Source organism: Streptomyces sp. NPDC053427, assembly GCF_044544985.1.
Lineage (GTDB): Bacteria > Actinomycetota > Actinomycetes > Streptomycetales > Streptomycetaceae > Streptomyces.
In genome coordinates, this window is the sequence record NZ_JBITYA010000003.1 from 148,147 (window position 1) to 174,081 (window position 25,935).

Here is a 25,935-nt window from a genome sequence, read left to right on the forward strand (position 1 = left end):
CATGAACGGCGCTTCCACGCGCCCCAACGCCGTCGGCGCGGTGGCCTCGTACGCCTTCTGGGGCGATGACGGCAAGGCGCTCGCCGAGTTCTATGCCGCCGCCCTGGGCTGGAAGGTCGCCCAGGAGTTCCCGGACGGGAACGGTGTCCCCACCGCCTTCCTCGTCACCGACGGCTCGACGACCTTCGTCTTCTACACGGCCAAGGACTTCAAGGCCCCCAACTGGCCCGAGGACGAACTCCCCTTCCACCTCGACCTGGCCTTCGACGACGTTCCGGCTGCCGAGCAGCGGCTGCTGGAACTGGGCGCCACCAAGCCCGACCACCAGCCCGGCGGTGAGCACTGGACGGTCCTGCGGGACCCCTCCGGTCAGCCCCTCTGCATCAGCGCCGGCTGGTCCGAAGGCTCCTGAGCACCCAGCCGACCCCCACCGACAACCACCTCTCGGCGCACACCGACAGGAGTGCGCCATGGATGCCGACACATTCGTTCACGAGTGGGTGAACGCCTACAACGACCAGGACTTCGACCGCTTCGGGACGCTGTTCACCGACGATGTCGCTTATACCTGTATACCTGCGCGCCCATCGGGCACGCCTTCACCGGCCGGGATGCTTTCGTGAACCATCTACGGGAGTACGCGACCGCGCTTCCCGACCGGAAGCTGAGCCCCGAGCGGACCATCGCCGACGGGAATTTCATCGCCGTCGCATACGACTTCGCGGCCACCGGCACCCCAGCACACGGACGATAAGGAGTACGACCATGGGTTACGCACCCTGCTTCAGCGTCAAGGACACCGCGACCAGCATCGCCTTCTACAAGAAGCTCGGCTTCGACGTGGACTCCAGCGGCGCCAAGCCCGGCGACGACATCCACATGATGTTCTACGAGGGCGAGTTCTGCGCCATGCTCTACAGCAACGCGGATCTGAAGAACTGGCTGCCCGTCCTGGCGGACACCCCCATCGGGTTCGCCGGCATGCACTACCTGGGCGTGGACGGCCTTGAGGCCGTCTACGAGCGGTTCGCCCGGCATGCCGAGATCGTCAAGCCCCTCACCCAGGACCACACCGGCATCCGGCTCTTCTACTTCCGCGACCTCGACGGCTACGTCATCGGCGTCAACGAGAAGTCCACCGTCAACGCCGTTTAGCACACCGAGCCTTACGACTCGCGGAGGGCGGCCCCACCTCGCCTGCACCAGCTCCCTGTCGGACGAGCCGCCCCTTCACGAATCGACGCTCCGGCATGAACGCCCCCATCCCCACCCCCACCATCGGCATGCAGATATCGCTCAACCCGTGCCGCGAGGCGTTCGCGGGGGCCTGCGAACGGGCAGCCGGCCTCTGGTGACAGCAACCATTGCAGCCAGGTAAGCAGCGGCCAGCAGCCAGCCGGCGACAACGTCGCTCGGCCAGTGCACGCCCAGATAGATCCGTGTGAGACCGACGCCGGCCGCCCACAGCACAGCCAGCCCCCAGACGCACCGGCACAGGATTCCCCGTACACCCTGGGCTGCGGCCCAGCACACGAGCCCCGCGACGAGGGCGGAGGTGGTGCTGTGCCCGGAAGGCATCGAGAAGCCCGAAGCGTGCGTCGCCCAGTCGGCATGCGGTGGCCGGGGCCGGGCTATGGCCAGCATCAGCGCCTGTCGCACCCCCTGGCCGAGCAGGAGTACGGCGAGGGCGGCGACCGCGCCGGCTGTCCGTCCTCGTGCGCCGCGGCCCGCGAGGAATCCGGCGAGCGCGGCCAGGAGATAGGGCCAGATGCCGGTGCCGGAGTCAGTCAATGCACGGGCCGTCGCCATGACCGCGTCCGGTCGGTGAGCCAGCGCCCAGGCGTGCAGTGCCTGATCGCCGGGCAGCGCCCCCGTCCCGCCCGCCGCGAGGACGGTGGTCACGAGTGCGGCGAACAGTGCGGCGCAGGCCACGGCCGCCCGCAGCGGGCCGGGCCAGGAGCGGCGGGCAGGCCGGGGCCCGGGCACCGGGCCGACGGCATCCGGCGCACTCATCGCGCCGACACCGGTCGGGGATCGCGCCCCCGCCCGAACAGGGGGGCGCTCCGCTTGGCCACGTGGATCAGCAGGGTGCCGAAGACGGCCCCGACCAGGAGACCGGCAAGGGCATCGTGCGGGTAATGCGCACCGATCCAGACCCGGGAGGCGGCCATCAGTAGCGCGGCCGAGGCGGCAATCCACCCCAGGAGCCGAGCGATGCCCCACAGAGCGGCGGCCGCCGCCGCGGCTATCGCAGCGTGGTTACTCGGGAATGACCAGTCACCCAGCGCCGGACAGGGATCCAGCGGCTTTACCGGCAAGACCTGGCAGGGACGCTGCTCTGCCACCTGGCTCTTGAGGGCGTCGTTGGCCGCGTAGGTGAGCACGACCACGGCCGGCACCGCCAGCGCGGGCAGTTGCGGCAGCCCGGCTGTGCGAGCCCGCCACCACGCGATGATCATGAGGACGGCGAACAGCGCGAGGCCGTACTCGGACCACGCGGAGATCACCGAATCCACTGCGGCGGGTGTGCGGTGAGCAAGGCGTGTCACGGAGGCGTAGAGGCCGTCGTCATAGAAGGCCGGGCGGGCGGAAAGGGGTACGCGGTTCGTCATGCCTCGCCCCCGGCGGTGCCTCGGTCGCGGCGGGTGCGACGGCTCCGCAGAACCTCTCGTGCGAGGGGGAGAAGGGAAAGGAGCACGATGAGGGCGACCAAGGGCAGCAAGTAGCGGTCGACGTTGGGGATGGAGGAACCGAGTGCGTACCCGGCGAGCACCAAGCCCACGGTCCACGCCAGGCCGCCGATGACCTGCCACAGGAGGAAGACCCGTGCCGGGACCTCGAGCGCTCCGGCCAAGGGGTTGAGAACGGTGCGGACGACAGGGACGAAGCGCGCCAGGACGATGGCCTTGGCGTGCCCATAGCGCGCCAGCAGCTCCTCGGCGCGTTCGGCTCCCTCATGCAGGTGCCGGGACCGGCTGCGGGCGAGGAGCGCCCGGCCGCCCCGGCGACCGATCCAGTACCCCGCCTGAGCTCCGGCCAGCGCCCCGCCGACCGCCGCGAGGAGAACCTGCGAAAGAGAGAGGTGCACCCCGGTTCCGTCGCGTACGCACAGCAGCCCCGCCGTGAAGAGCAGGGAGTCGCCGGGCAGGAAGAAGCCGACCAGCAGACCGGTCTCGGCGAAGAGGACGACGGCCACGCCCAGCGCGCCGAAGGCGGTCAGCAGTGACCCGGCGTCGAGGACGTCGACCGCAAGCTGGCCGGGTGCGGCCAGGGCGCAGAATTGTGGACACAACGGCACGCCAGGCTCCTTCCGAGAGGGTCATGGGCGGCGGGCCGCCCGGTCTGTCTACAGCAATGTAGTTGGTCTACATCACTGTAGACGCTCCCATGGGGCAATCAGTTCCATGACCGAGGAGCGCGGCGACCGCCGGCCGTCCGGCGAACTGGAAGCGCGTGTGCTGGCTGCCCTGTGGGCCGCGGACGTCGGCCTCGCCGCCGGGGAGGTCCGCGCGGCCCTGGGGTCCGGGCTCGCCCGCACGACCGTGACAACGCTCCTGCTCAGGCTGTACGAGAAGGGCATCGTCACCCGCTCGCGGTCCGGACGCGGCTACGCCTATGCGATGCGACCGGTGATTGGTATCTCCGCGCCAGCTGTTCGCCTACAGTGCAGTAGACGGTCTACTCGGTTGTAGTCGCTCGGAGGCGTGGTCACCCGGCCGCCCCCGCAGCGCGACCACGGCGAGACCGACCCGTCCCCAGTCGGTCTGGGGCAACCGCGGGATCCGGACGTCCACGCCGTGTCCGCCACGGGCGCCGTGGGCCGATGCCGTCCGCTGTCGGCCTGCCCGGCGAACTGCTGACGCGCGCTGCACCCCGGGACGAGCGCATGAACGAGTGAGGTGAAGGTGTTGCGTCTCACCATCATGGTCGTCGAGGACGACCACGCCCTGCGGGACGTGCTGGTGCGCGGACTGCGCGACGAGGGCTTCGAAACGTTGGCCGCCCAGGACGGCGCCACCGCCCTGCGGCTGGTCGACGACGGTGTGGACGCGGTGGTGCTGGACGTCGGGCTGCCCGACGCGGACGGACGGGACGTGTGCCAGGCGATGCGGGCGCGGGGGTTCGTCAGCCCGGTCGTCTTCCTGACCGCGCACCACCAACTCCACGACCGCCTCAGCGGGTTCTCCGCCGGAGGTGACGACTACCTCCCCAAGCCCTTCCACCTCGCCGAACTCGCGGCCCGACTGCGTGCTGCCCTCAAACGTTCCGGGCCCACCGTCCCCACGACCGCCGGGGACCTGGTCCTGGACCCGGTGCACCACAGCCTGTGCGTACGGGACGTCGACGTGGCACTGACGCCCACCGAGTTCCGTCTGTTGGCCACGCTGATGGCCGGCCTGGGGGCGGTGGTACCCAGAAAGGAGCTGGTCCGGGCCGGTTGGCCGGAGGGCGCGCAGGTCAGCGACAACACCCTCGACCAGTACCTGAGCCGGCTGCGTCGCAAGATCCGGGATGCGGGCAGCGGTCTGACGATCAGCACCCTCCGGGGGATCGGACACCGGCTGGCATGAGTACCGTCCCCAACCTCCTCGCAGCATTGGCCGGCCGTTGCCGCCCTCGTACGCTGCGGGGCCGTCTGTCCCTGATCGCGCTGACCACGGCCGCTCTGGTGATGGTGGTCCTCACCGTCGTGTTCAACACGATCGTTCGCCATCGCCTCCTGCAGCAGGCAGACGACGAACTGCGCACCCGTGCCACCACCGTGGCCGCGACCGTCGACACCCGTCACCACCCGGTACGCGTCCTGGAGACCCCGGACGACGCCGCCCTCGACACCAATGTATGGATCTACGCGGGCAACCGGCTGCTGGAGCACCCCGCCTCCGCCCGGGTCGGCGACACGGTCACCCGCGCCGCCGCCGGCCTCGCCGCGCATGGCGACAAACGCTGCGCCGAGGTGACGGCCGGCGGCCCGATACGCCTGTGCGCCGAGCCCGTGGGCGGGGCCCGGCCGGGCGCTGGGCCCGCCGCCGTCGTCGTCACCGCCATGGACCTCGCGCCCTACCGTGACTCGGCCGACACCCTGCTCATCGCCTCCCTCGCCCTCGATGCCACCGTCTTGGCCTGTACCTACGTCCTGACCCGGCTGGCGGTGGGACGCGCCCTGCGGCCCGTGCGGGCGATGACGGAGCAGGCCACCCGGTGGAGCGTGGTCGCCTCCGAACAGCGCTTCGGCGCCGGGGACCGCCCCGCCGAACTCACCCGGCTCGGGGCCTCACTTGACGAGCTGCTGGACCGGATCCGTGCCGTGCTGCGCCACGAACAGCAGCTCACCCGGGAGCTCTCCCACGAGCTGCGCAACCCCCTGGCCCGGATCACCGCCGAACTCGACTGGTGGGGGGCCCGCCCCCGCTCCACCACCGAAACCCGCGCCACCCACGCCTCCATCGCCGACGCCGCCGCCTCGATGCGCACCATCTGCGAGACCGTCCTCGACGACGCGCGGGCCGGCGCACACACCGTTCCGGGCACGGCGGATGCCATGACTGTGCTGCGCCGGCTCGCCGGCCGGCTCGAAGGCCCGGGGAAAACCCCGATCACGGTCTCCGGTCCGGACACCCTGGTGGCCGGGGTGCCCGCCGCACTGCTGGAGCGCATCGTCGCCCCGCTCGCCGACAACGCGCTGCGCTACGCCCGCACCCGGGTCGCGGTCCGGGTCTCGTCGGCGGACGACGGCATCCGCGTGGTGGTCGTCGACGACGGGCCCGGCGTCCCGGCTGCCTTCACCACGCGCCTCTTCCAGCCGGGTCAGCGCGCCGACCCCGAGGACGGACACGGCGGAGCGGGCCTGGGGCTGCCGCTGGCGCGACGCCTGGCCCGCTCCGCCGGCGGTGAGGTGAGTCATGACGCCGGGCACACCCCGGGGGCGTGCTTCGTGGTCAGCCTGCCCGCCGGATGACCCGGTCCCGCCCGGTGCGGATCAGGAAGCACCCGTAAGGGTCGTGTCCTGGGGGGCCGCGGTCCTGCGCTCCTGAACCTGAACCTGGGCGTAGGCCCTGAGGCCGAGCAGGACCGCGAGGAGGACCGCCGACGAGCCCGCCGTGCCGAGGGGCTTGGTGAGGCCACGACTGCTGCCAGCCCCTTGGCTCAGTCGTCCCATCGTTTGCGTTCGAACGCGGCCGGTCCGGTCACCAGAGTGTTGGGGGGCACGTCCTTTGTGACGACAGCTCCGGTGCCGACCACTGCGCCTCGGGCGTGTTCGTCATTCCGTCCCGGCCTGGGTGCGGCGGGCGTAGGCGCGGGCGGCGCGGGCTCGGTCGCCGCAGCGAGTGGAGCACCAGTGGCGGCGGCCGTGACGGAGCAGGTAGCGGTTGCAGGGGGTGGAGCCACATGCGGTGAGGCGTTCGGCGTTCGGGGAGGTGAGGAGGTCGGCGGCGTCGGCGGCGAGGGTTGCCAGGGCGTGGTCGACGATCGCGGTGGTGGGGTGGGTGGTGGCGCGGTAGGGGCCGTTCTTGTCGTCCCACTGCAGCAGCGGGGCGGTAGGGACGCGGGTCATCGCGTCGTTGACGGCCGTGACGGCGGCGGGGAGGGCGGGAAGCCCCGCGGCGCGGGCCGCAAACAACGACCTGATCTGTTCGCGCAGCGAGCGCAGCTGCGCCGTGCACATTTCCAGCATGCCGGCGTCGACCGGGGCGAGACCGCGTTCCGTCAACCAGTGGTTCGCCTGCGCAGGAGTCCCCAGGAGATCGACGGTGTGCCCGCCGGGCCGCGCGATGGCGCTGTTGGCGAGGGCGAGGGAGACGTGCTCTTCCTCGCCCTGTGCGGGTGGCGGGACGGGTTCTTCCCTCACGGACTCCTTCATGTTCCTCATGGTACGGCTTGCGGTTATCCGTGAGAAGCGGCTACGGTCATCTCACGGTTCAACCGAAGCTATCCGTGAGGTGCTTTCCCTGTGTCTTCTGTGCCTGCATCGACCGACCAGTTCCCTGTCCGTGTTCTCGGTGGCCCGACCGCCCTCTTCGAGTACGGCGGCCTGCGCTTCCTGACCGACCCGACCTTCGACGACCCCGGCGACTACGCGGCGCCCGGCGCGAGCCTGACCAAGACCGCCCCCTCCACCGCCACCCCCACCGACCTCGGCCCCGTCGACGTGGTCCTGCTCTCGCATGACGAGCACCCCGACAACCTCGACAACTCCGGCCGGGCCCTGCTCGCCGACGTTCCGCTCACCCTCACCACCCTCGGTGGCGGACAGCGCCTCGGCGAGACGGCCAAGGGCCTGGCCGACTGGGAATCCATCGAGCTGAACCGCCCCGGAGGCGGCACGGTGACCGTGACCGGCGTACCCGCCATACATGGACCTGGGGCCCGCGAGGAGGTGGAGCCGGTCGTCGGCCAAGTCATCGGCTTCGTCCTGACCGGCGAGGGCCTGCCCACCGTCTACGTCAGTGGCGACAACGCCTCACTCGACGCGGTCAAGGAGATCGCCGAGCGCTTCGCCCCGGTGGACACCGCCGTCCTCTTCGCCGGAGCCCCCCGCTTCCCCGTCCTCTTCGACGGCGCGCTGCTCGTCCTGGACAGTGCCCAGGCCGCCGAGGCCACCCGGATCCTCGGTGCCCGCCGGGTCGTTCCCGTCCACTGCGACAGCTGGGCCCACTTCACTGAGGGCCACGACGAATTGGAATCCGCGTTCACCGCCGCCGGACTGGCCGACCGCCTGGATCCGGACTGGGGCCGGCGCGCCTGAGCCGGACGGCCAGGACAACCGCGCCCGCAGCCACCTCACCCCCGCAAACGGGATCGACCGTCCGCTCGGACTCGATTCCGGGCACCGCACTGAAGGGCTCCCGCCCGGTGAGCGGCCGGGAGGTGTTCGCCCGGGTCGTCGGGTCTGACCGGGGTGTAGTGCGCTGCGGAACTCGCGCGTGAACTCGCTGGATCGCCAACTGGCCCTCGACGACCTCTGGTTCAACGCCCCAACAGCGGGCGGCTCACCCGCGTCCCGTGCGGTGTGGGCGCGCCGAGTGCAGGACCTCGCCGTTGTCAGGAGGCGAGGAGGTCGGCGAGTTCTGTTCGTGAGCTGACGCCCAGCTTGGGAAACGCGCGGTAGAGGTGGTGCCCCACGGTGCGAGGGCTCAGGAACAGTTGGGTGGCGATTTCACGGTTGGTGGCCCCGGTGGCGGCGAGTCGGACGACTTCACGTTCCTGCGAGCTCAGCCGGCTGATAGGTGAGTCGATGGCATCGGTCGGGTGAGGGGTCTCGCCGGCAGCCTGGAGTTCTGTGGCCGCCCGGCGAGCCCACGGCTGTGTGCCCAGCTTGTCGAAGAGCTCCCTCGCGGTACGTAGAGGGGCGCGGGCGTCGAGCTTGCGGCGGCCCCGGCGCAGCCACTCGCCGTAGAGCAGTTCGGTGCGGGCCCGCTCGAAGTCACAGCCCGGGGTGTGCAGGTCAAGGGCCGATGCGTAGTGCTTCTCGGCCGACGCGTCCGGACCGGTCAGGGCGGCGCACCGGTGGGCCTGTGCCGTGAAGTGGGGTTGCCGGAGGTCTTCTGCCCAGCTCATGAGCTGTGTCGCGGGTTCCCTCGCCCGCTCCGGATGGCCCGCGCGAACGGCGGCCTCGATCAGATCGGGCATCAGGTGCCGGGCCAGGAGGGGGTGACCCGCTGCCTGCCGGGCCGCCTCCAGGTGTTCCAGCGCAGCCTGGGCACGCCCGAGGCCGAGGTCGAGCAGACCCAGCGCCCACAGTGCATCCGCCGTGCCCCGTCCGACGCCGCGGGGGCGGGTGTATTCCAGTGCCAGGCCGGCCAGTTCCCGGGCATGCTCCTCCTCCCCCCGGGCGGCCGCGAGCACCGCGAGCAAGGCACGCAGGTGGGCGGCTCGGTGGTCCAGGTCGTAAGCCTCCGCAAGCCGGAGTGCTTCGGTGGCGTGTGCGTGTGCGTCGTCGTGCCGGCCCAGTGCCAGTTCCGCTTGGGCGAGCAGATGCAGCGTGGTGGGCAGCCACCCCCCGATGCCCTGCTCCCGGCAATGGGTGACCGCCGCGGCGGCCAGCTCGTGCGCGCTCTCGTGGTCGGCGACCAGGTGGCAGTAGATACCGGCCATCAACCGGTCCATGAGGCCGCTTCCGGCGAGGCGAGCGGCCTCTACGTGATCGTCCAGCGTTTGAAGTGCGCCGGGAATGTCGCCGGCGAGCAGCTTCGCGGGCGTAGCCACCACGGGCAGGCCGGGAGTGCGCACAGCGATCTCCACCATGAGGGCCGCGTCGCCGGCCGAGAAGGCCGCGTGGATGGCGTCGGTCAACAGAGGGGCGAGTTTGTCGGGACGGCCGACGGAAACCGCGTCCGTGCATGCGGCCAGCAGGCGGGCGGCTTGCCCCGGGCTGCCATAGCCCAGCTCGACCACGGAGCGTACGCGGGCGAAGTCCGCCGCCATGCCCGGGTCCAGGAGAGGCAGCGGCACCTGCTCGGTGAGGGCCCGGCATCGTTCGTCCTGGCCGGCTTCGCTCGCCTTCTGCGCGGCGTTGATCAGGCGGCGGGCGCGCCTCGACGGATCCGCAGTGAGGCGAGCGGCTCGCTCGTACGCGGCAGACGCGGAGGCCATTGCCTGCCGGCTGCCTGCCCACTCGGCGACCCGCTCCAACTCACCGGCGACCCGCTCGTCCGGGCCGGTCGCCGCGGCGGCCAGGTGCCAGGCGCGTCGGTGCGCGTGCCGGTGACCGTCCAAGACCGCGACCAGCGCCTGGTGCACCGCCAGCCGCCAGGCCAGCGGAGCGCGTTGATAGGCGGCGAACCGAATGAGGGGATGTCGAAAACGCAGCCTCTGCCCGGACACGAAGATCAGCCCTGCACGCTCGGCCGGCTCCAGATCTTTGACCTCTCCGCCGAGCGTGCCTCCGGCGGCCAGTACCGTGGGCAGGTCCCCGGTGTCGTCCGCGGCGGCCACCGTCAGCATGCGCTGCGTGGCGTCGGGGAGGCGGCGGATCTGCTCGGCGAAGGCGTCCTGCAGTCGACTCGGTGGCGCCGCCTGCACATCGGGCAGCGTCAACGGCCCCAGCTGTCCGGCCCGCTGCGCCGGCGTCAGGGCGGCTGCCAGTTCCTGCAGCGCCAGCGGGTTGCCTTGCGCCTGATCGATGATCCACTCGGTGACCGGGGGCGCGAGGCCGGGCAAGAGCGACGCGGCCGACTGCCGGTCGACGCCGGTGAGGGGCACGTGGGGCAGAGCCTTCGTTCCGCCCGCCGGGGAGGTCTCGCGAGTGGCGAAGAGCATGACGACGCCTTCGGCCCGCAGCCGCCGGGCGGCGAAGACCAGCGCATCCACGGACGGTCGGTCGAGCCACTGCAGGTCGTCGATCACACACAACAAGGGCTTTTCGGCGGCCGCCTCGGAGAGCAGCGTCAGCGCCGCAAGCCCGATGGTGAGACGGTCCCGCACGGTCTCGTCGCTCAAGCCGAAGACGGCCCGCAGGGCCCCGGCCTGCGGTGGCGGCAGCAGGTCGAGCCGATCCAACACCGGCAGCAAAAGCTGATGGAGCCCGCCGAAGGCCAGCTCCATCTCCGACTCGATGCCCTCGACCCGCAGAACGCTCATGCCTTCGGCGTGGGCGACCGCGTACTCGAGGAGGGTGGTCTTGCCGATGCCGGCCTCTCCGTGCAGGAGCCTGCAGTTGCTCTCCCCGCGATGGGCGTCGGCGAGTATCCGACGGATATGGCACTGCTCTTCTGCACGTCCCTGCACCACGCGCTCCCCCCGGTCCGCGTCCCCCGGCCGTAACCGAGCATCATGATCGCCACTATACGTCCGGGGGTGTGTGACCCTGGTGGTCCAGGTGCCGACTTCCGGCCCAGCGAGCGCTGCCCGCAAAAATCGTGCGGGCAGCGCTCGCTGGGACATCGGCTGCGCTCGCAGGAATCCGCCGTGCATACGCGCCTTCCGGGACCCCGCTGTCCCCGCGGCCGGGGGCGCGACTCAGGCCGATTCGAGCAGAGGCCAGATTTCGACCGTCTCGGGGGTACCGAGGCCCTTGGCCAGTTCTACGGCTTCCTCACGATCGGCAACGTCGATCACGAACCAACCACCCAGGGTCTCCTCCCCGGGGTGCGCCGGCCCCTCGGTCACGGTGGACGCCCCGTCGGTGGTCTTGCGGACGGTCACCGCGGCGATGCCCTCGGTCGCAAGCGCATCGCCACTGATCAGTTTGCCCGCCGCCGCGATCTGCCCGATCCAGCTTTCGTAGGCTCCTCGGTGGGTGTCCCGGTCGGTCTGGATCCTGTTGCGCGACTCGTCCGTCTCGAAGATCACGAGTGCGAATTTCATGGGGTTCTCTTTTCGTTTGGTGTGTCGTTCGGAAATGTGGTGCTCGGACTTCCCGAGCAACGTGCGCGCGCCCGCCCGGATGTGGGTCAGGCGCCCGGCCTGGTGGAGACGCGGGCGAGTGCGCCGGTCTCCAGTGCTGCCCATACGGAGCCGTCCCGGCCCAGGGAGATGCCGTGGGGTTCCGAGCCGGCGGTCGGCAGCTCGTGCACGGTGATCACCCCGGCGGGGGTGAGGGAGCCGACGCGGTTGGCGGCCCACTCGGTGAACCACAGCGTCCCGGTGCTGTCAGGGGTGATGGCATGCGGCCGGGACGTGCGGTCGGGCAGCGGGAACTCGGTGATCCGGCCGTCGGGGGTGATGCGCCCGATCTGCCCGGCGCCGATCTCCACGAACCACAGCGCGCCGTCATGGCCCGCTGCGATGCCCACCGGGGCGGCGGAGTCGGTCGGCAGGGCGTGCAGGGTGACGGCCCCGTCCATGCCGATCCGCCCGATCGCGTTGGCCTGGTTCAGGGTGAACCACATCCCGTCGTCCGGGCCTGCGGTGATCGCAGAGGGGAAGGCCCCGGTGACCGGCAGCGGAAACTCGGTCACCTGGCCGTCGGTCGTGATCCGGCCGATCCGGTCGGCAGCGGTCTCGGTGAACCACAGCGCCCCGTCCGGCCCGGCGGCGATCCCGAACGGCCCGCACTGCGCCGTAGGCAACGCGAACTCCGTGACCTTGCCGTCGAGAGTGATCCGGCCGATGCGGTGCGCCCGGTGCTCGGTGAACCACAAGGCCCCGTCCGGCCCGACAGTGATGATCGTCGGCCCGCATTCCGGATCGAGTTGGTGGGTCGAAAGCTCGCCTCCGGGCACGAGCCGACCGATGCTTCCGCCGTGAACCATGGTGAACCACAGCGCCCCGTCCGGGCCGCTGGTGAGCGCGTACGGTCCGCTGCCGGCCTCGGCCACGGCGAACTCCTCGATGAACACAGCCATTCAGGCTCTCTCTCCTCTTCTCATGGCGCGCACGCTCGCGCACCCACTGGCCGTTCCTGCGCACGCCGTTCGTTACTCACGGAGACGACAAGCGGGGTTCGCGACATCATGCATGGTGATCAACTTGACGCCTGCGAGCGCGGCTTGCGTCCACCGGCTCCTCGTCCGCACTGCTGCTGATCAACTGCCGCTTCCGTCGCGCCGGTTGGCGATACTTTCGATCTCTGCCGGGGTCCCGGCCATGATGGTGCGGGTGTGTTCGGTGACCAGCTCGACGGGCCAGTCCCACCACGCGGCGTGCAGGAGACGCTTGACGTCGTCGTCGGCGAAGCGCTGACGGATGAGCCGGGCCGGGTTGCCGCCCACGATCGTGTAAGGCGCGACGTCACCGGTGACCACGGCGCCGGCCGCGATGATGGCACCATCTCCGATCCGCACGCCGGGCATCACCGTCACCTGGTGGCCGAACCAGACGTCGTTGCCGACGACCGTGTCACCACGACTCGGCATCGCGGTGACGATGTCCAGAGTCTGCTCGGCCCACCGGCCACCGAACATGGTGAAGGGGAACGCGGACACCCCCATCGTCGGATGCTCGGCGCCGGCCATCAGGAACTTGGTGCTGGCGGCGATGGCGCAGTACTTGCCGATGATCAGACGCTCCGGCCCGTAGCCGTAGAGCACGTTGCGGTGTTCGAAGTCGGTGGCGCCGTCGGGGTCGTCGTAATAGGTGTAGTCGCCTACGACGATCTTCGGTGAGGTGATCATCGGTTTGAGGAACACCACGCGGTCATGCGCAGGCAGCGGGTGCACGGTGGTCGGATCGGGAGACAACGTTACGTCCTTCATCGATGGAGCAGGTGGTCTGAATGAGGCGCCCACCCCAAGGGCTTCGCACGGCGGCAAGGGCCGTCCGGTCGGTCAGCGGCAGGGTGTGTCGCCTCCGTCCTCATGCCGTCGGCGCGGTATGGATCATGCGGATCTCTGTGATCCGGTAGCCGGCGCGGTCGAAGGCCGCGGCCATCGGCGCGTTGCCGGTGTCCGTGGTGGCGGTGATCAGCTCGGTGCCCGTGTCCGCGTGTATGCGGGTGATCTCGGCGAGCAGATCGTCCACGTACCCGTGGCCGCGGAATTCGGGTACGACACCCAGGTAGCCGACGTTGCGGGCGTACGGTGTCGCGGACGGGAGAGCAAGCCCGACGACCTGCCCGTCGGGGGCGTATGCCAGCCTCCACCAATCGCGCCGGCCGGGGCAGCCGAGGTAGAAATCCATTTCGCCCCGAGCGGTGGCTTCGGCGCCCTTGGCCTCCAGGTTTCTGCGGGTCTCGTCGTCCAAGCTGCCGACAGCTATCCGCCGGAACAGCCGGAGGAACTCCTCGTCCGACGCCGGGGCAAAGGCCAGCCTTCCCCTGGCCGGAGGAAGACCGGAATCCGGTGTCCACTCCAGGCGCAGCCGTTCCACTTCCCGCGTGAGCCCGGCTCCTGCCGCAGCCCGGCCCCGCCATTCGACGGCTGCCGCCGCCGCAGGGTCGTCACGCCAGCCCACGGGCAGCGTCAGGTTGTACTGCGGGGGAGTGGGCGCACCCTGTGCGGCGAACGCCTGCAGCCCAGCGGCCAGTAGCCCGGCCGCGACTTCCGCCCGGTCGGCGCATGCGGGGTCGACGTACAGGCAGTCCAGGGCGAGGGGGTGAGCGCTGTCCGTCCGTCCCCACCACAGGGCTCGCGCCGCCACCCGCCCACCGTCCTCGGCGATCCAGGTCCACTCAGGCCGGTACATCCCCTGCCGCAACTCGGCCCGATAGCGGTCCGCGCCTATCCAGCCCACCGGCTCGTCCACGACCACTTCTACGACGCGCTCCAGATCGGCCTCGGTCGTGCGTCGAAACAACACGTGTTCTCCTACTGCTTGGCGTACGTGGTGACGGTCGTCCCGGTGCTGAAGACCCGGGACCCGGTCAGGGCGAAGTGGGAAGGGGCGAATGAGGTGCGGAACAGGGGGATGCCGTCGCCGAGTACCACGGGGTAGCGGTGGACGATCAACTCGTCGATCTCCCCCAGCAACTGACCGGCCAGCACCGCGCCACCACAGAGCCAGATGCTCATGCCCGGTTCTCGCTTCAGCCCGCGGACGAACTCCACCGGGTCATCGGCTACGACAGCCACCTCGGGGTCGGGACGTATCAGGGTCGAGGAGAACACGTACTGCCGCAAATGGGGATACGGGCTTGTCACGCCGGTCGCCCGAGCCGTCTCGTAGGCGCCGCGCCCCATGACGACGGTGTCGAACTTCTGGTTCGCCGTGGCGCCGACGCCCAGCAACCTGCGGACGTGGTCCGGAACGGTTTCGGGGTGCTCGGCAAGAATCGCGGCCTTGAGGTCACCGTCGAATCCGGAGGAGTCGTGCTGCCCTTCCGGACCGGCGATGAAGCCGTCGACACTGCAGCCGATGAAATACGTCAGCCGACGCATGTGGGCCCGCTTTCGATCCGTTGCTGCCAGGGACAGACACGAGACTAGGCAGCCTGCGCCAGCGGGACATCAGTCACCGCGACGTAACGTGACCTGCCGCGACGGTGACTCGCCTGGGGCGACATCAGTAGAGGCGTCGGCCGCTGCCGTCACGCGGCGCAGGCGCGAGCGCCGCCGTACAGCTCCGCTCCGCAACGACCCGAGGGGCGTGCAACGGGCAGGCATCAGCAGACGGGCCGGCACGAGTTCCCGGCGCGCCTCCACGGCGTTGTTGTCGCCGGTCGCCGTCACAAACTCAGCACGAGGTCGCGGACGGCGGCCGGCTGGGACAGGAACGGGTGGTGGCCGGCGTTCAGTTCCACGACGCTGCCTGCCCGGCCGGCGAACTCGCGTTGCAGCGCGGCGGGGGTGCCCCGGTCCTGTGCGCAGACGAGGTACGTCGCCGCCACGTGCTGCCAGGCCGCGGACCGCACCGGCTGCTCGAGGACCGCCAGGCTCTGCCGGGCCGTCTTGTCCATGGCCTGTCGCTGGATCTCCGGACCGCAGTCTTGGAGGAACGTCTCGGCCAGGGCGTCCGGCCGGACGGTGAACGTGCCACCTTCGGGATCGATGTCGAGGAACCGGGCGGGCTCCTGGCCGCCGAACGAGGACAGGCTCTGCCCGACCTCGGGCAGGTAGCTGGACACGAGCAGCAGATGGCGCACGGCTTCGACGCCTGCCGCTGCCTCCGCGGTGACGATGCCGCCGTAGCTGTGGGCGACCAGGACGGTCGGCTCGTCGCTCGCCGTCAGTACCCCTCGGACCGCGGCGACGTCCTCCGCCAGCCCCGGGCCTCGCGCGCTTGCCGGCTCACCCGTCTCGCCGCAACTCGGCAGGGCGGGCGCTTCGCTGGCGACGTCCCGCTCGGCCAGCAGCCCAGCGGTGCGGTGCCACCACCACGATCCGTCCTTGACGCATGCTCCATGCACAAAAACGACTCTCATGACGACCTCCTGGTCTTGATGGGTTCCAGCCAAGGAAAGGGTGGCCCGGCGACAGGGTCGGCCGGGCCACCCCGCAGTCAGCGAGTGTCGGTGCGCTTTTCGAGGCGGGTGCCCTGGCGAAGGGTGATCGACATCAGGTCGCTGGGGGCGTCCAGCTCCAGGCGGTGCCATCGGCCGCGGGGGACGATCACGGCGGTGCCTGCCTGCAACCGCACCATGTCCTGGGCGCCGCCGGGCCCGGTGGGACGGAGGTAGAGGCGGACGCCGCCGGTCAGGCAGCACACCGCTTCCTCTGCCTCCGGGTGCATCTCCCAGTGGTCGGCGTGCACGTCGGCGTCGGTCTCCACATGGAATGTTGCGATCTGCCAGGCGCCGCCGCCGTTCGCCATCCGCCGTTCGGTGACTCGGACTTCGCCGTCGGGGTGGAGGTGCAGCGCGGAGGCGAACAGGTCGAGGGATGCGAGGGATGTCGTCGTCATGAGGGTGTTCCTTCCAGTCGGATCTCTGCGGGGGCGGTGGGTCGCGGGTCGGGGGTTTCGGCTCGACGGCGGGGTAGCACGCCGATCGCCACGACGGCCGCGAGAACGAAGAGCGCGGCGGCGACGGCCAGGCCCAGTGCGTAGCCGTCGTTGAGCGCGGCGGGGTCGGTGGCCGTGCCGGTGCGGTGTGCTGCGACGGTGGCCAGGACGGCCAGGCCAATGCAGCCGCCGAGTTGGCGGGAGCTGTTGATGAGGCCGGAGGCCATGCCGGCCTCGCGAGGGGTGACGCCGGTGGTCGCGGCGGCGACGATCGGGGCCATGGCCAGTCCGACACCGACGCCGGTGATGATGCAGGGGCCGAGTACGCCGGTGAGGAAGCTGCCGTGGGGGCTGATGAAGGCGAACCAGGCCAGGCCCGCGGCGGCCAGCAGGGCGCCGGGTACCAGGGACGCACGGGGGGTGCGGGCCGCGGTGACGCGGGTCGCGACGAGGGTGCCCGCGACCAGGCTCGCGGAGAAGGGCAGGAACGCGGCGCCGGTCGCTGCGGCGCCCATGCCCAGAACCTGCTGCATGTACAGGGACACGAAGTAGAACGCCGCGAACTGCCCGGCCGTGGAGAAGAACGCCAGCACGTTGGCACCGGCTACCCAGCGGCTACGCAGCAGGCCGAGGCGCAACAGCGGTGCGACAGCCCTGGATTCGGCGAAGACGAAAGCGGCCAGGAGCGTGATCGCGGCGACGAGCATCGCCAACGTGGCCGGTGACCCCCACCCTTGGGCATCGGTGCGGACGACAGCGAGCACCAGCAGCCCGACTCCGCCGGTCGCCAGGACGGCACCGAGCACATCCAGCCTCTGGCGCCGGGCGGGGCGTTCCTCGGCGGGCGCGCCTGCGAGTACCAGCGCGAGAGCCACCGCCACGAGGGGCAGATTGATCAGCATCACCCAGCGCCAACCCGCGTACTGGGTCAGCAGCCCACCCGCCAGCACGCCCAGCGCGCCCCCTGCGGCGTTCACCGCGCTCCACACTCCGAGCGCGCGCACGCGCTGCGGGCCCTCGGTGAACGTGGTGGTGAGCATCGCCAGCGCGGCAGGGGTGGCCGCGGCGGCACCCAGGCCCTGGCCGGCGCGGGCGGCGATCAGTTGCCAGGGTGCCTGGGCCAGCCCGCCTGTCAGTGAGCACAGTCCGAAGACGACCATGCCGAGCAGGAACAGCCGACGTCGGCCGTACAGGTCGCATGCGCGGCCCCCCAACAGCAGAAATCCGCCGAGCGTGAGTGCGTATGCGTGCACGACCCACGACAGTCCGAGCGGGGCGAACCCCAACGCGGTGCGCATCTCGGGCAGTGCGACGTTGACCACCGACAAGTCCAGGGCGACGGCGGACTGGGCGATGGCCACCGCCGCAAGCATCACGCCGGGGCGCCCTCGCGAGTTTTTATACATGTAAGGAAAGTACTCTCAGGGATCACCGCTGTCGACACCTGGGGGATGATGAGGGCATGCCGCAACCCTCCGCACCGCGCAAAACCCTCGGCCGACCGCCCCGCATCTCCCGCGACGAGGTCGTCGAGACGGCCCGCCGTATCGTGGACGCGGAGGGCGTGGACCGGCTGACCATGCGGCGGCTGGCCACCGAGATCGGCAGCACTCCGATGGCGCTCTACCACCACGTCCGCAACAAGGAGGAACTGCTCGTCCTCCTGCTGGACGACTACGCCGCGCGGACGCTGCGCCGACCCGAACTGCCCGCCCGGCCCCGCGAGCGGATCGTCGTCGCCGCCGCCACGATCCACGAGGCGCTCGCCGCCTGCCCCTGGATCGTGGAGGTACTGACCGCCGACGACCTGATGTCCACATCCGCCCTGTGGTTTGTCGAGCAGATCGTCGATGGCCTGGTCGAATGCGGCCTGCCCCCCGAGCGGGCCGTACAGGGATACCGCACGATCTGGTACTACACCGCCGGTGAGATCGTGGTCCGGACGACAGCGGCCCGGCGGCGCACAGACGATGAGGGGCCTACCTACCGCGAGCGAGTTTTCGCCGATCTCGACCCGAGCGAGCTACCCCGCTTGGCACAGGTCGCGGACCGCTGGGCGCCGCTGACCGCCGAGGACACCTACCTGGACGGGCTCCGTGCCCTGGTGGAGGGCCTCCTGACTGCCCGTTGACCTGCTCATTCAAAGGCCGAGCGGCCTCGCCGGGAACATCCGGTCCGGCCGGCACTGTTGCATCGACCGAGGGACCGGCGCCGCACGGGTGGGAACAAGGTCATCCGGCCCGACAGGATCCGGCCCCCGGGATCGCGGTACGCCCGCCGCGCACTCGAACCAAGACGTATTTCCGCAGGAGGACTTGTTCATGACTGACCGGCCCTTGACGCTCATGGCAGTGCACGCCCACCCCGACGACGAGGCCACCGGAACCGGAGGGGTCCTCGCGCAGTACGCGGCGGAAGGCATCCGCACGGTTCTGGTGACGTGTACCGACGGCGGTTGCGGCGACGGACCGGGGGGTGCCAAGCCGGGCGATCCCGGGCACGATCCGGCGGCCGTCGCCTTGATGCGCCGTCAAGAACTGGAGGCGAGCTGTGAAGCCCTGAAGATCAGCGATCTGGAAATGCTGGACTATGCCGACTCCGGGATGATGGGCTGGCCGAGCAACGACGCGCCTGGATCCTTCTGGCAGACCCCCGTGGAGGAAGGCGCCGCCCGACTCGCGGAACTCATGCGGCACTACCGACCCGATGTGGTCGTCACCTATGACGAGAATGGCTTCTACGGCCACCCCGACCACATCCAGGCCCACCGCATCACGATGGCGGCGCTGGAGATGACCGCGCTGACACCGAAGGTGTACTGGACGACGATGCCCCGCTCGATGATGCAGCGGTTCGGGGAGATCATGCGCGAGTTCCATGAGGACATGCCGGAGCCGGATCCTGCCGAGGCCGCCGCGATGGCCGAGATCGGCCTCCCCGACGATGAGATCACCACGTGGGTGGACACCACCGCATTCAGCGGCCAGAAGTTCGACGCGCTGGCCGCACACGCCAGTCAGGGCGAGAACATATTCTTTCTCAAGATGGGCAAGGAGAGGTTCGGCGAGTTGATGGGCATGGAGACCTTCGTACGTGTCCAGGACGCCACCGGCGCGGCCGTACCCGAGAACGATCTCTTCGCCGGACTGCGCTGACCCGACCGTCCGAGCGGGGCCTGGGGAAGGCCATCGGCCGCACGGCACGATCGAGCGCGTCACACACCCGGAGGCTTTCCACGCGGATTCCGCTCCGGCAGCCCGCAACCACCTGGTAACCGTACAGGTGGGAGACCTGCGGGCTGCCGGCTCGGAAGGTGTGCGACAGCCAAGGAGCAGTACAGGGCGCCGCGACGGCCCCTGGCAGGGTGGTGACCGGGCATCAGAGCTGAGCACCCTCGGCGAAGTCGGTCGTACGGGAGAGCGTCTCCCGTGCGCGGCTCCTCGCTCGTCCGGTACCGGCGCAAGGGCTACGAGGACCCGCCATGATGCTGCGCGGCCGTCTCTTCGAGTGGGTACAGCTCGGGCACGGAGACCTTGATCGGTTCTTGAGTGGTCCGAGCGATCACGACGACCGCGGGCTCGTTCGGGTCGGGGTTCTCCTCGCGATGCGGGACGAACGGGGGGACGAGGAAGAAGTCGCCGGGACCGGCGGCGAGCCGCACCTCCTGTGTGCCGTCGTGGTAGACGAACACGGGGTGACCGCTGACCACGTAGATGCCTGCCTCCGAGTCGCCGTGATGGTGGTTGTCCGTTGCGCTCAACGGCGGGTTCTCCACCAGGCCCATCCAGAGCTTCTTCGAGCCGACCGTGCCACCGCTGATGGCGGCGTAGCCGTCCAACTCGCCGGAACGAACGCGGTGGACGCGGTTGTTGGGCGGCGCGTTGTCACCGGCGCCCAGCGCGGCCCCGGCGTCTCCATGTGCAGTCATTGTGCAGCCTTCCGGTTCTCGATGGTCTTGGTCGGGACCCAGGTTGCGGCTCCCGTGCCGGAATCGACAACCTTTGTTGCCGTTATGGCAAAGTGCGCGCAGGTGAGGCGAGGCGTGCGCCGAGCGTCAGTGCGCCTCCGGCCCCGGTCATCGCCAAGGCGCTCGGCTGCAACGAGTCCTTCCAGTTGGCGAGCATGGCCTGTGCCCGCTCCCTCATGAGCAGGAGCACCGCGAGCGGAGCGAGGACGCCGAGAGAAGCGATGATCACGAAGAGGGCCGGCGTGGAGATCTGCCGGCCGAGGGGCAGCCCGCCCAAGGCGCCCTCCAAGGGGCGTTCAGGGACGGTGAGGTGGGTTGGGGTTCACTGTCCGGCACTCTGCTGGACGTGCAGATGGATCGGACCGCGCAGAACGGGGCTACGCCGATACGGCGGCGGGTCGGCGACCAGCCGGGGCCGGTCGAGGCGGCGCACCAGCTCGCTCAGCGCGATCTGGGTTTCCCGCCGGGCCAGCGCCCCGCCGAAGCACAGGTGGATGCCGCTGCCGAACCCGAGGTGCTGGTTGTCACGCCGATCGGGGTCGAAGCGGTCGGGATCGTGGAAGTGGTTCGGATCGCGGCTGCCCGAGGCGAGCATGAGCATGATCTGCGCGCCCTTGGGGATGACGGTGTCGGCGACGGTGATGTCGCTGTACGCCGCCCGCCACGGAATGATGTGCACGGGGGGCTCGTAGCGCAGCAGTTCCTCCACCAGCGGCACGACCAGGTCCGGTTCGTCGCGCAGTCGCTGCAGTACCTGCGGGTGGCGCAGCAGCGTCAGCATGCCGTTGGTGATGAGGTTGACGGTGGTCTCGTGGCCGGCGATCAGCAGCAGGTTGGCGGTGCTGACGATGTCGTCGTCGGCCATCCGCCCGTCGGGCCCGTCGTCGTTGGCCAGCCGTGACAACAGGTCGTCTCCCGGTCGGCCGTGGCGTTGTTCCAGCAGCCCGCCGAGGTACTGGCGCAATTCCTTGCGCGCCTGCACACCCTTCTCCACCTTTTCCTTCGGGTCGGTCTTGGGGTCGTAGTCGAGCGCGTTGATGACGTCGTCCACCCACAGGTGGAACCTCGGTTCGTCCTCGCGTGGCACGCCGAGCAGGTGACAGATCACCGCGACGGGGAACGGGTAGGCGAAGTCGTCGACGATGTCGATCTGCTCCTTGCCCGCGAAGGCGTCGATCAGGCTGCCGACGATGGTGGTCAAGTCGGGTTCCAGGCCGGTCACCAGCCCCGGAGTGTGCGGGGGGCCGAAGTGCCGCATCGCCATCCGCCGCAGGCGGTCGTGCTCGGGCGGGTCCATGTTGATGAACGCCGGCGTGGCCGTTCCCTCGGCTGCGGGCATCGGATGCGACAGATTGCGGATGTCGGAGCTCAGGTGAGGGTTGTGCAGCAGGTCCGTGAGCTCGCGATAGGTGCTGATGACGTAGCTGCCGTCCTCCTGCAGGGCCACCGGGGTCTTGCGCAGCTCGGCGTACAGCGGGTACGGGTCGGCCCGGGAGGAGTAGTCGAGGATCCGGTGCAGTGTGTCGGGTGTCTCCGTCGTGGTCATCTCGCATTGCCTCCTACCGGTGCTGCCACGCGGACGTCACACGCCGCTCACTTGGGTCATGGCCGGTGACGACCACCGTGGCGCCCTGGGCGAGCAGGGTGGGGCCGGGGAAGTCGACGGGCATCGGCTTCATATCGGCGGGCTGGTCGGGCGTGGGGCAGGGCGGCGGGAAGGGTGCGGCCGTCTCGATCAGCTGCCGGTAGTGGTCCAGCCACTTCGCATTGTCGAAGCTCACCGCCGCGGTGACCCGGCCCTGATAGCCGTATGCGGCGACGAACCGGCGGTCGGACACCGACCCCTGGGTGACGGCCACCTCGTCGGCGAAGGTCGGCACGCCGACGGACTTGATGTTGACGCCGAACTGGATCGACCAGAACACCGGGATGCACAGGTGGGGCCAGCGGTCCGCCTGTCCACTGAGCATGTTGTGCGCCGCGACCTCGGCCTGCTCCACGGCATTGGCCCAGTGCTCCAGCGAGATGAGCCGGTACTCGTAGATCGGGTTCGGGCAGCGTGCCACATCTCCGGCGACGAAGATGTCGTCGGTGATCAGGCCGTTGAGGTCGAGGGCGCGGCAGCCCGTGTCGCAGGCGATTCCCCAGACACCCGCCGCCAGCCCCGACTCCTGCAGCCACTCGGTGTTGCGGATGCCTCCGAGTGCCACCACGGCCACGTCGGCATCGATGGTGCTTCCGTCGTCGAAGTGAGCGCGGCGGAACCGCCCCTGGGCGTCGCCCTCCAGCTGGGTGACCTTGACACCGCAGCGCAGGTCGACGCCGTGAGCGCGCTGCATATCGGCCGCGACATCACCGATCATGGCGCCGAGCGCTCCGACCAGCGGGGCCGGCGCGAGTTCGGCGACGGTCACCGGGATGTTCCGTTCGCGGCAGATGGAGGCGATCTCGGAGCCGGTGAACCCCGCACCGATGACCAGGACGCGGGAGGGCCCCGCGGCGAGGGCTCGCTGCAGGCCCTCGGCGTGCTCGCGGGTACGCACGACGAACACGCCGTCCAGGGCCGCCTCGCTCTCGACGAACCATGGCCGGGCCCGCACCCCGGTCGAGATCAGCACCCGGTCGAAGGGGACCTCGCGTCCGTCGGCGAGACGGACGTGGTTGGCGGCCAGGTCCAGCCCGCTGGCGGGCACGCCCAGCAGCCACTGCGCATCGATGCCACGACGTCGCGGCAGGGTGGTGCCCCCGGCCGGCACCCACCCGGTCAGTACCTGCTTGGACAGCGGAGGCCGGTCGTAGGGCTCTCCCAACTCGTCACCGATCATGGTCAACGAGCCGGTGAAACCCTCGTCGCGCAGAGCCTCCGCGGCCCGCAGTCCCGCCAGTGAGGCCCCGACGATCACGATGCGGCCGTCGCGCTTGAACGCTTGCAGGGTGTCGGCGCTGGTCATGACGGCGGCGCCTCCACCGGGGCGTCCCGTCCCTCCAGCTTGTCGACGAGAATCGCCTGGACCGGGCAGGCCGCCGCGGCGCGCAGCACCCGGTCGCGTTGGGCGTCGTCGGGGTTCGGGTCGTACATCAGTGCTTCCTCGCCGTGCATCCGGAACGCGTCCGGCGCCAGGAACGCGCACTGTGCGTACCCTTCACATCGGGAAAGATCAACGACAACTCTCATCCCGACCTCCACAGGGGCTGGAAGCTGCGGACCCTGGAGCCGGCGCCACTCCGGTGCGCAAAGCGCGAGACGGGCTTGAGACTTGAGAGAAAAGGTTCGGCTGTAGCCCGCCCCGGCGAAGTGCGAGGGGACGCACCGCGCTCGTCGGGTCTCGACAGAAAGAATTGATCATCGCGACCAAGGCGACCGTCGGGTAAGGCCGCCTGGAAAACCGGATGTTCGTACCAAAAGCGTATACTGCGCGCACCTCACCCGCACCCTGAGAAAAGGGCACGCGCGGGCGCGATCGCACCCCCTCGCACCGGTGGTCCACGCCATCGTTGCGTGCCGTGGTCATGCGACGATCAGCGGTCGGCTCTCTGCCGGTCATCTTGGTCACTCTGGGTTTTGGCGCGGTGGCGCGCGGTTCCGGCCTGCGGTCGGAAGCCGTTGAGCTGGGTCTGCGGCCTGCCTCCCCTCTCATCGACACGCCGGACTCCTTCGCGGCCGTCGTCGACTTCCTCGCCGGCTCGGGCGACTCGTCGTGCCACCGCACGTCCGCATCGCCAGGGAGCGTGCCGGGTGACCCGAGCCCGGCGGGTGGAAGCGGGGCCCTCGGCTTACGCTGATCCAGGGGGTGCAACCGGTGAATGGCACACCGAAAGGGGCACCCCGATGGACGACTACCCACTGATCGAGAACCACGGTCTGCTCGGTGATCTGCAAACCGCGGCGCTGGTGACCACCGATGGGGTCGTCGACTGGCTCTGTTTCCCCCGCTTCGACTCGCCCAGCGTGTTCGGCGCGCTCCTGGACAAGGACAGAGGCGGGCACTGCACGGTCCGGCCCAGGCACGAGACCTATGCCACCAAGCAGTTGTACCTTCCCGATACGGCGATCCTGGTGACCCGGTTCATGACCGAGGCGGGAGCCGGTGAGGTCCTCGACTTCATGCCTCTGACCGGTACGACGGTCGCGGACAGTCACCGGCTGGTGCGCCTGGTCCGTTGTGTGCGTGGCAGCATGACGTTCGAGATCGACATCGCGCCGCGGTTCGATTACGGGCGCAGGGCTCACACGTTGCACATCACCGAGCGCGGTGCGGTGTTCGCCTCGGACGACGGTGCGGAACTGACCGTGCACCCCATCCGTGAACCGGGGGACGCACGGCTGGCGGACGTCCTCACGGACCGGCAGGCCGACCTGCATTCCGTTCTGACCCTGGAGGCGGGCCAGCAGCGCGGGCTGGTCCTGGAGTGGGCCGCCGACGGGCCGCCCAGGGAGATCCGCCTTGCCGACTATGGGCAACTCTTCGATGACACCGTCGCGTTCTGGCGCTCCTGGCTGAGCCGGTCGCGGTACTCGGGGCGTTGGCGCGAGGCCGTGGAGCGCTCCGCGATCACGCTCAAACTCATGACCTATGCCCCGAGCGGCGCCCTGGTGGCCGCTCCGACGGCGGCACTCCCGGAACAATTGGGCGGCGAGCGCAACTGGGACTACCGCTTCACCTGGATCCGTGACGCCTCTTTCTCCGTGTACGCCCTGCTGGGGCTGGGCTTCACCGAGGAGGCCAGAGCGTTCCTCACGTGGCTGGGTGACCGGGTCCTGGAGCGAGCCGGCGGCGACGGGGCGACGGGCCCGCTCAACATCATGTACAAGGTCGACGGCTCCTCCGACCTGGACGAGCAGATTCTCGATCACTGGGAAGGGTATGCGGGTTCCGCGCCGGTGCGGATCGGCAACGGCGCCGCCACACAGCTTCAGCTGGACATCTACGGTGAGGCCCTGGACAGCATCTACTTCGCGCACCGGCACGGACTCCAGGCCGGGCACCGGGGCTGGACCTCGCTGCTCAAGAACCTCGACTGGCTGGCCGAGCACTGGGACCAGGCGGAAGAGGGCCTGTGGGAGACCCGCGGCGGACGCCAGGACTTCACGTACGGCCGCGTGATGTCATGGGTGGCGTTCGACCGCGCGCTGCGGCTCGCCGAGTCGAACGGCCGGCCGGCCACGGCCGCACACTGGCAGGAAGCACGGGACAACATCTACCGGCAGGTCATGGCCAAGGGCTGGAGCGAGGAACGTCAGGCATTCGTCCAGCACTACGGCAGTGAGGTGCTCGACTCCTCGCTGCTGCGGATGTCGACGGTCGGATTCATCATCCCCGAGGATCCGATGTGGACGTCGACCCTCGACGCGATGGAGGAGGAACTGGTCAGCGACAGCCTGGTCTACCGCTACAACCCCGAGGCTTCGCCCGACGGCCTGCGCGGATCCGAGGGAACCTTCTCGCTGTGCACCTTCATGTATGTCGACGCCCTGGCCCGCGCAGGGCGAACCGAGCGGGCCAGGCTCGTGTTCGAAAAGATGATGGGGTACGCCAACCATCTGGGCCTGTTCTCCGAGGAGATCGCCCCGACGGGCCGTCAGCTGGGCAATTTCCCCCAGGCGTTCACGCATCTCGCCCTCATCGATGCGGCGATCACCCTGAACGCGGCCCTCGAGAGGCGTTAGCAGGGCACGGTGCGGCCGGCCGGACCGCGCCCTGTCGGCGGCA

General features: G+C 70.0%; 29 protein-coding genes. 11 read left to right on the forward strand and 18 right to left on the reverse strand.

The window, feature by feature from the left end; genetic code table 11:
* Position 1 precedes the first annotated feature (1 nt).
* The 4 genes from ACIGWZ_RS08640 to ACIGWZ_RS08655 are packed head-to-tail and all read left to right on the forward strand — an operon-like array spanning position 2 to position 1,155.
* Positions 2 to 412 (forward strand): VOC family protein, encoded by a 411-nt coding sequence (locus ACIGWZ_RS08640; protein ID WP_400062225.1) that lies wholly within the window; start codon positions 2 to 4, stop codon positions 410 to 412.
* Positions 413 to 470: 58 nt separating this feature from the next.
* Entirely contained in the window at positions 471 to 623 is a 153-nt protein-coding gene (locus tag ACIGWZ_RS08645; RefSeq protein ID WP_400062227.1) for a hypothetical protein, read from the forward strand.
* Positions 620 to 754 carry a hypothetical protein gene (locus ACIGWZ_RS08650; RefSeq protein ID WP_400062229.1) on the forward strand — a complete coding sequence of 45 codons (135 nt, stop codon included), beginning with the start codon at positions 620 to 622 and terminating at the stop codon, positions 752 to 754. Before ACIGWZ_RS08645 ends, ACIGWZ_RS08650 begins: the two co-directional genes overlap by 4 nt.
* 11 nt (positions 755 to 765) lie before the next feature.
* Positions 766 to 1,155 carry a VOC family protein gene (locus ACIGWZ_RS08655; protein WP_400062231.1) on the forward strand — a complete coding sequence of 130 codons (390 nt, stop codon included), beginning with the start codon at positions 766 to 768 and terminating at the stop codon, positions 1,153 to 1,155.
* Positions 1,156 to 1,296: 141 nt separating this feature from the next.
* On the opposite strand, the gene ACIGWZ_RS08660 is transcribed toward ACIGWZ_RS08655, so the two are convergent.
* From ACIGWZ_RS08660 to ACIGWZ_RS08670, 3 genes are read right to left on the reverse strand one after another with little or no spacing between them, the layout of a single operon-like run.
* The gene (locus ACIGWZ_RS08660; RefSeq protein WP_400062233.1) at positions 1,297 to 2,013 is read right to left on the reverse strand and encodes a phosphatase PAP2 family protein; all 717 of its coding nucleotides are present in this window, start codon (positions 2,011 to 2,013) and stop codon (positions 1,297 to 1,299) included.
* Entirely contained in the window at positions 2,010 to 2,612 is a 603-nt protein-coding gene (locus ACIGWZ_RS08665; protein ID WP_400062235.1) for a phosphatase PAP2 family protein, read from the reverse strand. Before ACIGWZ_RS08665 ends, ACIGWZ_RS08660 begins: the two co-directional genes overlap by 4 nt.
* The gene (locus ACIGWZ_RS08670) at positions 2,609 to 3,298 is read right to left on the reverse strand and encodes a DedA family protein (protein ID WP_400062237.1); all 690 of its coding nucleotides are present in this window, start codon (positions 3,296 to 3,298) and stop codon (positions 2,609 to 2,611) included. Before ACIGWZ_RS08670 ends, ACIGWZ_RS08665 begins: the two co-directional genes overlap by 4 nt.
* Before the next feature lie 106 nt (positions 3,299 to 3,404).
* Between ACIGWZ_RS08670 and ACIGWZ_RS08675 the strand changes: the two genes are divergently transcribed.
* From ACIGWZ_RS08675 to ACIGWZ_RS08685, 3 genes are all read left to right on the forward strand, one after another.
* Positions 3,405 to 3,692: a BlaI/MecI/CopY family transcriptional regulator gene (locus ACIGWZ_RS08675; protein ID WP_400062239.1), complete on the forward strand. Its 288-nt coding sequence runs from the start codon at positions 3,405 to 3,407 to the stop codon at positions 3,690 to 3,692.
* Between the two features lie 216 nt (positions 3,693 to 3,908).
* The gene (locus ACIGWZ_RS08680; protein WP_400062241.1) at positions 3,909 to 4,571 is read left to right on the forward strand and encodes a response regulator transcription factor; all 663 of its coding nucleotides are present in this window, start codon (positions 3,909 to 3,911) and stop codon (positions 4,569 to 4,571) included.
* Positions 4,568 to 5,959, forward strand: a complete 1,392-nt coding sequence (locus ACIGWZ_RS08685) for a sensor histidine kinase (protein ID WP_400062243.1) — start codon at positions 4,568 to 4,570, stop codon at positions 5,957 to 5,959. Before ACIGWZ_RS08680 ends, ACIGWZ_RS08685 begins: the two co-directional genes overlap by 4 nt.
* A 303-nt stretch (positions 5,960 to 6,262) precedes the next feature.
* Here the strand turns inward: ACIGWZ_RS08685 and ACIGWZ_RS08690 are convergent, their stop codons facing one another.
* Positions 6,263 to 6,871: a CGNR zinc finger domain-containing protein gene (locus tag ACIGWZ_RS08690; RefSeq protein WP_400062245.1), complete on the reverse strand. Its 609-nt coding sequence runs from the start codon at positions 6,869 to 6,871 to the stop codon at positions 6,263 to 6,265.
* 81 nt (positions 6,872 to 6,952) lie between these two features.
* On the opposite strand from ACIGWZ_RS08690, the gene ACIGWZ_RS08695 reads away from it, so the two are divergent.
* Positions 6,953 to 7,747, forward strand: coding sequence for an MBL fold metallo-hydrolase (locus tag ACIGWZ_RS08695; RefSeq protein ID WP_400062247.1), 795 nt, complete (start codon positions 6,953 to 6,955; stop codon positions 7,745 to 7,747).
* A gap of 296 nt (positions 7,748 to 8,043) precedes the next feature.
* Here the strand turns inward: ACIGWZ_RS08695 and ACIGWZ_RS08700 are convergent, their stop codons facing one another.
* From ACIGWZ_RS08700 to ACIGWZ_RS08740, 9 genes are all read right to left on the reverse strand, one after another.
* Positions 8,044 to 10,728, reverse strand: coding sequence for an ATP-binding protein (locus tag ACIGWZ_RS08700; protein ID WP_400062249.1), 2,685 nt, complete (start codon positions 10,726 to 10,728; stop codon positions 8,044 to 8,046).
* A gap of 231 nt (positions 10,729 to 10,959) precedes the next feature.
* On the reverse strand, positions 10,960 to 11,307 hold the full coding sequence (locus ACIGWZ_RS08705; RefSeq protein ID WP_400062251.1) for a YciI family protein: 348 nt from the start codon (positions 11,305 to 11,307) through the stop codon (positions 10,960 to 10,962).
* 86 nt (positions 11,308 to 11,393) lie between these two features.
* Positions 11,394 to 12,287, reverse strand: a complete 894-nt coding sequence (locus ACIGWZ_RS08710) for a virginiamycin B lyase (protein ID WP_400062253.1) — start codon at positions 12,285 to 12,287, stop codon at positions 11,394 to 11,396.
* Positions 12,288 to 12,467: 180 nt separating this feature from the next.
* The gene (locus tag ACIGWZ_RS08715) at positions 12,468 to 13,136 is read right to left on the reverse strand and encodes a CatB-related O-acetyltransferase (protein WP_400062255.1); all 669 of its coding nucleotides are present in this window, start codon (positions 13,134 to 13,136) and stop codon (positions 12,468 to 12,470) included.
* A 100-nt stretch (positions 13,137 to 13,236) separates the two neighbouring features.
* Entirely contained in the window at positions 13,237 to 14,178 is a 942-nt protein-coding gene (locus tag ACIGWZ_RS08720) for a GNAT family N-acetyltransferase (RefSeq protein ID WP_400062257.1), read from the reverse strand.
* An 8-nt stretch (positions 14,179 to 14,186) separates the two neighbouring features.
* A complete protein-coding gene (locus tag ACIGWZ_RS08725) occupies positions 14,187 to 14,756 on the reverse strand; it encodes a dihydrofolate reductase family protein (RefSeq protein WP_400062259.1) in 570 nt (189 codons plus the stop codon).
* A gap of 287 nt (positions 14,757 to 15,043) precedes the next feature.
* Positions 15,044 to 15,739, reverse strand: a complete 696-nt coding sequence (locus ACIGWZ_RS08730) for an alpha/beta hydrolase (protein WP_400062260.1) — start codon at positions 15,737 to 15,739, stop codon at positions 15,044 to 15,046.
* Positions 15,740 to 15,816: 77 nt separating this feature from the next.
* Positions 15,817 to 16,218 carry a cupin gene (locus ACIGWZ_RS08735; protein WP_400062262.1) on the reverse strand — a complete coding sequence of 134 codons (402 nt, stop codon included), beginning with the start codon at positions 16,216 to 16,218 and terminating at the stop codon, positions 15,817 to 15,819.
* The gene (locus ACIGWZ_RS08740; protein ID WP_400062264.1) at positions 16,215 to 17,663 is read right to left on the reverse strand and encodes an MFS transporter; all 1,449 of its coding nucleotides are present in this window, start codon (positions 17,661 to 17,663) and stop codon (positions 16,215 to 16,217) included. Before ACIGWZ_RS08740 ends, ACIGWZ_RS08735 begins: the two co-directional genes overlap by 4 nt.
* A gap of 56 nt (positions 17,664 to 17,719) precedes the next feature.
* On the opposite strand from ACIGWZ_RS08740, the gene ACIGWZ_RS08745 reads away from it, so the two are divergent.
* Positions 17,720 to 18,388, forward strand: a complete 669-nt coding sequence (locus ACIGWZ_RS08745; RefSeq protein ID WP_400062266.1) for a TetR/AcrR family transcriptional regulator — start codon at positions 17,720 to 17,722, stop codon at positions 18,386 to 18,388.
* A gap of 190 nt (positions 18,389 to 18,578) precedes the next feature.
* The gene (locus ACIGWZ_RS08750; RefSeq protein ID WP_400062268.1) at positions 18,579 to 19,412 is read left to right on the forward strand and encodes a PIG-L family deacetylase; all 834 of its coding nucleotides are present in this window, start codon (positions 18,579 to 18,581) and stop codon (positions 19,410 to 19,412) included.
* Positions 19,413 to 19,723: 311 nt separating this feature from the next.
* Here the strand turns inward: ACIGWZ_RS08750 and ACIGWZ_RS08755 are convergent, their stop codons facing one another.
* From ACIGWZ_RS08755 to ACIGWZ_RS08775, 5 genes are all read right to left on the reverse strand, one after another.
* Positions 19,724 to 20,185, reverse strand: a complete 462-nt coding sequence (locus tag ACIGWZ_RS08755) for a cupin domain-containing protein (RefSeq protein ID WP_400062270.1) — start codon at positions 20,183 to 20,185, stop codon at positions 19,724 to 19,726.
* Between the two features lie 82 nt (positions 20,186 to 20,267).
* The gene (locus ACIGWZ_RS08760) at positions 20,268 to 20,501 is read right to left on the reverse strand and encodes a hypothetical protein (protein WP_400062272.1); all 234 of its coding nucleotides are present in this window, start codon (positions 20,499 to 20,501) and stop codon (positions 20,268 to 20,270) included.
* A 45-nt stretch (positions 20,502 to 20,546) separates the two neighbouring features.
* Complete coding sequence (locus tag ACIGWZ_RS08765; protein ID WP_400062274.1) at positions 20,547 to 21,770, reverse strand: cytochrome P450; 1,224 nt, start codon at positions 21,768 to 21,770, stop codon at positions 20,547 to 20,549.
* Positions 21,771 to 21,783: 13 nt separating this feature from the next.
* Positions 21,784 to 23,175, reverse strand: a complete 1,392-nt coding sequence (locus ACIGWZ_RS08770) for an NAD(P)/FAD-dependent oxidoreductase (RefSeq protein ID WP_400062276.1) — start codon at positions 23,173 to 23,175, stop codon at positions 21,784 to 21,786.
* Positions 23,172 to 23,399, reverse strand: a complete 228-nt coding sequence (locus tag ACIGWZ_RS08775) for a ferredoxin (RefSeq protein ID WP_400062277.1) — start codon at positions 23,397 to 23,399, stop codon at positions 23,172 to 23,174. The genes ACIGWZ_RS08770 and ACIGWZ_RS08775 overlap by 4 nt, the downstream gene beginning before the upstream one ends.
* Before the next feature lie 654 nt (positions 23,400 to 24,053).
* Between ACIGWZ_RS08775 and ACIGWZ_RS08780 the strand changes: the two genes are divergently transcribed.
* Complete coding sequence (locus ACIGWZ_RS08780; RefSeq protein ID WP_400062279.1) at positions 24,054 to 25,892, forward strand: glycoside hydrolase family 15 protein; 1,839 nt, start codon at positions 24,054 to 24,056, stop codon at positions 25,890 to 25,892.
* Positions 25,893 to 25,935 lie beyond the last annotated feature (43 nt).

Coding starts and splice junctions, on each gene's coding strand:
- ACIGWZ_RS08640 (WP_400062225.1), top strand. CDS start 2: ATGAACGGCGCTTCCACGCGCCCCAACGCCGTCGGCGCGGTGGCCTCG.
- ACIGWZ_RS08645 (WP_400062227.1), top strand. CDS start 471: ATGGATGCCGACACATTCGTTCACGAGTGGGTGAACGCCTACAACGAC.
- ACIGWZ_RS08655 (WP_400062231.1), top strand. CDS start 766: ATGGGTTACGCACCCTGCTTCAGCGTCAAGGACACCGCGACCAGCATC.
- ACIGWZ_RS08660 (WP_400062233.1), bottom strand. CDS start 2,013: ATGAGTGCGCCGGATGCCGTCGGCCCGGTGCCCGGGCCCCGGCCTGCC.
- ACIGWZ_RS08665 (WP_400062235.1), bottom strand. CDS start 2,612: ATGACGAACCGCGTACCCCTTTCCGCCCGCCCGGCCTTCTATGACGAC.
- ACIGWZ_RS08675 (WP_400062239.1), top strand. CDS start 3,405: ATGACCGAGGAGCGCGGCGACCGCCGGCCGTCCGGCGAACTGGAAGCG.
- ACIGWZ_RS08685 (WP_400062243.1), top strand. CDS start 4,568: ATGAGTACCGTCCCCAACCTCCTCGCAGCATTGGCCGGCCGTTGCCGC.
- ACIGWZ_RS08690 (WP_400062245.1), bottom strand. CDS start 6,871: ATGAGGAACATGAAGGAGTCCGTGAGGGAAGAACCCGTCCCGCCACCC.
- ACIGWZ_RS08705 (WP_400062251.1), bottom strand. CDS start 11,307: ATGAAATTCGCACTCGTGATCTTCGAGACGGACGAGTCGCGCAACAGG.
- ACIGWZ_RS08710 (WP_400062253.1), bottom strand. CDS start 12,287: ATGGCTGTGTTCATCGAGGAGTTCGCCGTGGCCGAGGCCGGCAGCGGA.
- ACIGWZ_RS08715 (WP_400062255.1), bottom strand. CDS start 13,136: ATGAAGGACGTAACGTTGTCTCCCGATCCGACCACCGTGCACCCGCTG.
- ACIGWZ_RS08725 (WP_400062259.1), bottom strand. CDS start 14,756: ATGCGTCGGCTGACGTATTTCATCGGCTGCAGTGTCGACGGCTTCATC.
- ACIGWZ_RS08730 (WP_400062260.1), bottom strand. CDS start 15,739: ATGAGAGTCGTTTTTGTGCATGGAGCATGCGTCAAGGACGGATCGTGG.
- ACIGWZ_RS08735 (WP_400062262.1), bottom strand. CDS start 16,218: ATGACGACGACATCCCTCGCATCCCTCGACCTGTTCGCCTCCGCGCTG.
- ACIGWZ_RS08740 (WP_400062264.1), bottom strand. CDS start 17,663: ATGTATAAAAACTCGCGAGGGCGCCCCGGCGTGATGCTTGCGGCGGTG.
- ACIGWZ_RS08745 (WP_400062266.1), top strand. CDS start 17,720: ATGCCGCAACCCTCCGCACCGCGCAAAACCCTCGGCCGACCGCCCCGC.
- ACIGWZ_RS08750 (WP_400062268.1), top strand. CDS start 18,579: ATGACTGACCGGCCCTTGACGCTCATGGCAGTGCACGCCCACCCCGAC.
- ACIGWZ_RS08755 (WP_400062270.1), bottom strand. CDS start 20,185: ATGACTGCACATGGAGACGCCGGGGCCGCGCTGGGCGCCGGTGACAAC.
- ACIGWZ_RS08765 (WP_400062274.1), bottom strand. CDS start 21,770: ATGACCACGACGGAGACACCCGACACACTGCACCGGATCCTCGACTAC.
- ACIGWZ_RS08770 (WP_400062276.1), bottom strand. CDS start 23,175: ATGACCAGCGCCGACACCCTGCAAGCGTTCAAGCGCGACGGCCGCATC.
- ACIGWZ_RS08775 (WP_400062277.1), bottom strand. CDS start 23,399: ATGAGAGTTGTCGTTGATCTTTCCCGATGTGAAGGGTACGCACAGTGC.
- ACIGWZ_RS08780 (WP_400062279.1), top strand. CDS start 24,054: ATGGACGACTACCCACTGATCGAGAACCACGGTCTGCTCGGTGATCTG.